Origin of the sequence: Pseudomonas sp. CM25 (assembly GCF_013179705.1) — a bacterium.
Taxonomy (GTDB): domain Bacteria; phylum Pseudomonadota; class Gammaproteobacteria; order Pseudomonadales; family Pseudomonadaceae; genus Aquipseudomonas.
Genome location: NZ_JABMCW010000335.1, coordinates 1 through 5680 on the forward strand (window position 1 = coordinate 1; position 5680 = coordinate 5680).

7 protein-coding genes are annotated in these 5680 nt (G+C 63.0%); 5 read left to right on the plus strand and 2 right to left on the minus strand.

All coding sequences use genetic code 11. The features are described 5' to 3' along the window. The coding region (locus HP546_RS24775) for an ATP-binding protein (RefSeq protein ID WP_172230790.1) at window positions 1-1065 on the plus strand (1065 nt) is incomplete at its 5' end. Window positions 1066-1107: 42 nt separating this feature from the next. Here HP546_RS24775 and HP546_RS24780 read toward each other — a convergent pair. Next, window positions 1108-1671: an ATP-dependent Clp protease proteolytic subunit gene (locus HP546_RS24780; RefSeq protein ID WP_372242461.1), complete on the minus strand. Its 564-nt coding sequence runs from the start codon at window positions 1669-1671 to the stop codon at window positions 1108-1110. 38 nt (window positions 1672-1709) lie between these two features. After that, complete coding sequence (locus tag HP546_RS24785) at window positions 1710-2096, minus strand: low affinity iron permease family protein (RefSeq protein WP_172230796.1); 387 nt, start codon at window positions 2094-2096, stop codon at window positions 1710-1712. A 172-nt stretch (window positions 2097-2268) separates the two neighbouring features. Here HP546_RS24785 and HP546_RS24790 point away from each other — a divergent pair, with 172 nt between their 5' ends. The 4 genes from HP546_RS24790 to HP546_RS24805 all read left to right on the plus strand — a co-directional run. Further along, entirely contained in the window at window positions 2269-3186 is a 918-nt protein-coding gene (locus HP546_RS24790; RefSeq protein WP_172230799.1) for a DUF72 domain-containing protein, read from the plus strand. Continuing rightward, window positions 3183-3968, plus strand: coding sequence for an endonuclease/exonuclease/phosphatase family protein (locus tag HP546_RS24795; RefSeq protein WP_172230802.1), 786 nt, complete (start codon window positions 3183-3185; stop codon window positions 3966-3968). The genes HP546_RS24790 and HP546_RS24795 overlap by 4 nt, the downstream gene beginning before the upstream one ends. Next, complete coding sequence (gene clsB, locus HP546_RS24800; protein ID WP_172230805.1) at window positions 3965-5167, plus strand: cardiolipin synthase ClsB; 1203 nt, start codon at window positions 3965-3967, stop codon at window positions 5165-5167. Before HP546_RS24795 ends, clsB begins: the two co-directional genes overlap by 4 nt. Next, window positions 5167-5680 (plus strand): YbhN family protein (locus tag HP546_RS24805; RefSeq protein WP_172230808.1); only part of this gene is annotated, 514 nt, incomplete at its 3' end. The genes clsB and HP546_RS24805, both read left to right, overlap by 1 nt.

Genomic DNA, 5680 nt, shown 5'->3' on the forward strand with positions numbered 1-5680 from the left:
CTGATCCAGCTCAACGCGGAGATCCTCCGGCGCCTGCCTTCGATTGCCCATATAGCGGCCGCGAACAAGGCCGTGAGCACCATCCGCGACGCGGTCACCAGCCAGGCGCGAATCATCGATGACTTGCTCGATGTAGCGCGTATCCGTACCGGCAAGCTCAAGCTCAAGACCGAACCGCTGGACTTCACTGCCATCCTGCAGGGGATCCACGCGGTGGTGCTGAGTGAGCAACCAGCCTGCAGCGTGGCGCTGGAACTGCCCGCGGACGGGCTGGCGTTGTTCATCGAGGGCGACAGCACCCGGCTGGAACAGGTGATCTGGAACCTGCTGAACAACGCCATGAAGTTCAGCCCGGCCGGCTCGGTGATCCGCCTGGTGCTGAGCCATGCGGATGATCAGCTCTCGCTGCGGGTTATCGACCAGGGTATCGGCCTGAGTGCAGGCAGCCTGGAGCATATTTTCGACCTGTTCAGCCAAGCCACGCCGGCATCGGGCAGTCACACCCGTGAAGGCCTGGGGATTGGCCTGTCGCTGGTCCGGCAGCTGGTGGAAGCGCATGGCGGCAGCGTGCAGGCGCAATCGGCGGGCATCGGCCAGGGCTGTACGTTCACCGTCAGCCTGCCCTTGTCCGCTGCCGGACGCCGCCCGTCTGCGGTGCCGGCCGAGGTGGACTACGCGGGTCGGCTCAGCGGCATTCACGTGCTGCTGGTCGATGACTCGCCTGAAGTGCTGGAGGTGATGCAGCAACTGCTGGAAATGGAGTGCGCCGAAGTCAGCGCCTTCAATGACCCGCGCCAGGCGCTGCAGGCGGCAGGGGACTCGACCTACGACATCATTCTGTCCGACATCGGCATGCCGGTCATGGACGGCCATGCGTTGATCAAGGCGCTGAGGGGCCTGCGCCACCTTCAGCACACGCCGGCGATCGCGCTGACCGGCTACGGCGCCAGTGCCGACCAGCACAAGTCGCGGCAGTCGGGCTTTGACCGGCACCTGAACAAACCGGTCGGCTACGACGACCTGGTGGAAGCGATCGAAGCCCTGCACGGCTCGGTGCCGTACTGACCGCACATCAGTCAGTACGGCATTACGAGCCAGTGGCTGGCCTCAGGCATGCACACTCCACTGGCTCACCTCCGACGCCAGCGGCATCTCGTCGATGGCATGGATCATGCCGCTTTGCAGCGCTTCTTGCGGGCCGAGTATGCGCGGGTAGGCCATCAGGTAGCGCGGTACATCCAGCACCTCGCTGCTGCCCTGGGTGCGCTCTGCCACGATTTCCGCATACAGCCGCAAGTCGTAGTCCAGACTCATGGCGTACTCGGCCATGCGGGCGTGGTCCACGGAGCCATGCAAAGTCCAGTGAAACGGGTGGAACAGGAACTTGCTGTGGGTGCAGGCAGTGCGGTGCTCGCCTGCCAGGAACAGGATGTTGCCCATGGACTCCACCGTCCCCAGGTTATGGGTGTGCAACGGAATCGGCAGGCCGCGCAGGAAGTTGTACAGGGTAAAGCCGTAGCTGCACTCCCCGCCCATGGTGGCGATGTTCAGCTGCAGCAGATCTGCGCCTTGTTGCATGGCTTTGGAGCAGGTATTGATCAGGTTGCCACAGGTAGATGAATTGATCGGGCCGGTGAAGTGGATGATATGTCTGGCCATGCGTGCCTCCAGGGTCTGGCAGTGCTTCTTCCGGTGAATCGGGCAGGCCTTCAGTCACCGGGTGGGTCCCGGCGGTCGGCCTGATGCGGGTCGAGCTTGCCCATGCTTTGGTACTGCTTGCGCAGGGCGTGCAGCTCGGCCGGGTCCATGTCTTCCAGGTCCAGCAATGCCTTGTGCGCACGCTTGGTGGTGCGCAGCAGTTCGTCGATCTTGATGTGCAGTTCGTCGTTGTCGCGGTTCTGGGTGTTCTGGATCAGGAACACCATCAGAAATGTGACGATGGTGGTCGAAGTGTTGATCACCAGCTGCCAGGTATCGTTGTAATCGAACAGCGGGCCGGTCACTGCCCAAGCCAGTATCAACAGAAAGGCGATGGCGAAGGTCTGCGGGCGACCCGCACAATTCGCCAGCCATTGCGCGAAACGGTCGAATTTCATGCTGTCGGTCCTCCCCGTAGCGCCAGGCTTGGGCTGCTTAAGGGTGGAATCGCGCGTGACGGCAAAGTTCAATCCGCGACCGTGCGCGCCGTCGATCTTCACCCTTGAACCCTTGTGCAGTTGCACGTGTCGCAATTGATGAACCGGGCAACGACGATCATGAGGAGGCAGCGTGAGCGAAGTGCGTATCGGCATTTCAGGTTGGCGCTATGGCCCTTGGCGCAAGGATTTCTACCCCAAGGGGCTACCCCAGGACGATGAGCTGGCGTTTGCCTCTCGAGCCGTGAACACCATCGAGATCAACGGGTCGTTCTACAGCCTGCAAACGCCTGACCGTTACCAGGCCTGGGCTCACGCGACGCCTGAGGATTTCGTGTTCTCGGTGAAGGCGCCCCGCTACATCACCCACATACGCCGGCTGAGGGAGATCGAACAGCCGATTGCCAATTTCTTCGCGTCTGGCCCGCTGCTGCTCGGTGACAAGCTAGGGCCGTTTCTTTGGCAGTTTCCACCCAACATGAAGTTCGACGAGGCGCTTTTCAGCGCGTTTCTTGACTTGCTACCCCGCGATGTTGCAGCTGCGCGGGCCTGTGCCGAGGGCTGCGCCGAACGCCTGCAAGGGAATGGCGGCACCGCCATCCAAGGCAATTACCGGCTGCGCCATGCGGTGGAAATACGCCACGAGAGCTTCCTGTGCGAAGCCTTCGTCAAGCTGTTGCGCAAGCACCACGTTGCGCTGGTGGTTGCCGACAGCGCGGGTAAGTGGCCGTACGTGGAAGATGTCACGGCCGACTTCATGTACATGCGCCTGCACGGCGATGTCGAACTGTACAGCAGCGGCTACACGGTGCGCGCGCTGCGGCGCTGGAAGCATCGGATTCAGCAATGGAGCCAGGGCAGCCAGGCCGATGATGCCAAGCTGATCGTCCCGGGCCCGCCGCCTCGGCGTGCTTCGCGGGATGTCTACTGCTACTTCGACAACGACCAGAAGGTGCATGCGCCCTACGATGCGCGACGTTTGCTGGAGAAGCTGCACCTGGACCACCCGCTGATGACCGAGCCCGGCGTGGCGCCGGAGGTGCCGCTGTGAACAGGACCCTGCCTGCCCCCCATTGCATCATCGACAAAGTTACCGCCGTACACCGGCTGAACGTGCTCACCCTCAACGTGCACAAGGGTTTCACCTTTTTCAACCGGCGCTTCATCCTGCCCGAGCTGCGCGAAGCCGTGCGTACCACCGGTGCAGACCTGGTATTCCTCCAGGAAGTGCATGGCAGCCACCAGCAGCATGCTGTACGCCACCCAGCGTGGCCGGAGGCACCGCAGTACGAATTTCTCGCCGATAGCATGTGGCCGCAATTTGCATACGGTCGCAATGCGGTGTACCCCCACGGCGACCACGGCAATGCCCTGCTTTCCAAGTTTCCGATTACCCGTTTCGACAACCTCGACGTGTCGGTACACGGCAACGAGCAGCGCGGCCTGCTGCACTGCCAGCTGGAAGTGCCAGGCCACGAACAGGTCCATGCGGTGTGCGTGCACCTGGGCCTGCGCGAAGCGCACAGGCAAAGCCAGGTGAAGCTGTTGCTCGAACTGCTTGACCGCCTGCCGCCAAAAGCGCCGGTGATTGTTGCCGGCGACTTCAATGACTGGCGGCTGAAGGCGGACGCAGTGCTGTCGCAGCGCCTGGTCGAAGCCTTTGGCGAGCGGTTCGGCACCCCGGCGCGCAGTTTCCCGGCGCGCATGCCGCTGTTGCGCCTGGACCGGATCTATGTGCGCAACGCCATGCCTGGCAAGGCCCAGGTGTTGTCCAACTACCCGTGGTCGCACCTGTCCGACCACGCCCCCCTGGCTGCGGAGATCGTTGTGTGAAAAGACCCTGGGTAGACGGTAACAGCGTGGAACTGTTGATCAATGGCGAGGCATTCTACCCCCGTGTATTCGACGCCATCGGCCAGGCACGGGAAGAAGTCCTGCTGGAAACCTTCATCATTTTCGACGACAAGGTCGGCCAGCAGCTGCAGCGGGCGTTGATCGAGGCTGCCAGCCGCGGCGTGCGGGTCGAGGTGGTGGCAGATGGCTACGGCACGGCGGATCTGCCCGACGATTTTATTGCGGCCATGACCGATGCCGGGGTCAGCTTTCACCTGTTCGACCCCCAGCCGAAACTGGCGGGCATGCGCACCAATCTGTTCCGGCGCCTGCACCGCAAGATTGTGGTCATCGACGGCGAGCTGGCCTTCATCGGCGGCATCAACTACAGCGCCGATCACTTGGGCGATTATGGGCCGATGGCCAAGCAAGACTACGCCGTCGCAGTCACCGGCCCAGTGGTGGCGCAAGTGCATGCAGTGAGCCGACGCCTGATGTCGCCTGTGCTCGAACCCCCCAGCGAGGTGCGACCCGTGACCGCGCCTACCGGCGAAACAACTGCGGTGTTGGTGGAGCGTGACAACGGGCAGCGTCGCACCGCCATCGAAGCGCAGTACCTGGAGGCCTTGCGCGCTGCCCGCCAGCGCATCGTGGTCGCCAATGCGTATTTCTTCCCCGGCTACCGCCTGCTGCGCGAGCTGCGCAATGCCGCCCGCCGGGGGGTGGAGGTGACCCTGATCATGCAGGGCCAGCCGGACATGCGCTGGGTGCGGGCGCTTTCACGGCTACTGTACAACTACCTGCTGCGCGATGGCGTACGCATTCACGAATACTGCCAGCGCCCGCTGCACGGCAAGGTGGCGCTGGTGGACGATGAGTGGTCCACCGTCGGCTCCAGCAACCTGGACCCGTTGAGCCTGTCATTGAACCTGGAGGCCAACCTGTTCATCCGCGACCGTGCCTTCAACCAGCAGCTGCACCAGCACCTGCGCACGCTGGCAAGCGAGCAATGCAAGCCGGTGACCCTGGAACGCATGATCCGCGGCTATTGGTGGCGGGCCCCGCTGATATTCCTGTGCTTCCACGTAGTTCGGCATTTTCCGCGCATTGCCGGCTGGTTGCCGGCGCACCGCAAACGCCTGAAATCGCTGCAAGCGCAAGTCCACACCCAAGGCAACCTGCACGAGGGCAATACCTGATGGAGCGCAAGCGCTGGCAAACCTGGGCCAAACGCCTGTTCACCGTGCTGTTCGTGGTGCTGATCCCGGTGCTGTTGTTCATGCTGGCACGCAATCTGGACTGGGGCGAAGTGCGCCAGTCATTGTTCGCCTACAAGCCTGGCGTTTTGGCGGTGGGCCTGGTGATGGCGCTGTGCAGCTTCCTGATCTTCGCCAGCTACGACCTGCTGGCACGCACCTACACCGGCCACACGTTGCCTGCCCGGCAGGTGCTGCCAGTCGCGTTCGTGTGCTACGCCTTCAACCTCAACTTCACCACCTGGGTGGGCGGCGTTGCGCTGCGTTACCGGCTGTACAGCCGGCTTGGGCTGGATACGGCCACCATCACCCGCATCCTCACCCTCGGCCTGCTGACCAACTGGATGGGTTACATGCTGCTCGCCGGTGGTGTGTTCGCGTTGCGTCTGGTAGAGCTGCCCGCGAACTGGGCGGTGGGCACTACGGGCCTGCAATTCATCGGCTTTGCGCTGCTGG

Excerpts from the sequence above, each read along its gene's own strand:
- HP546_RS24785 (WP_172230796.1), bottom strand. The coding sequence starts at position 2,096 with ATGAAATTCGACCGTTTCGCGCAATGGCTGGCGAATTGTGCGGGTCGC.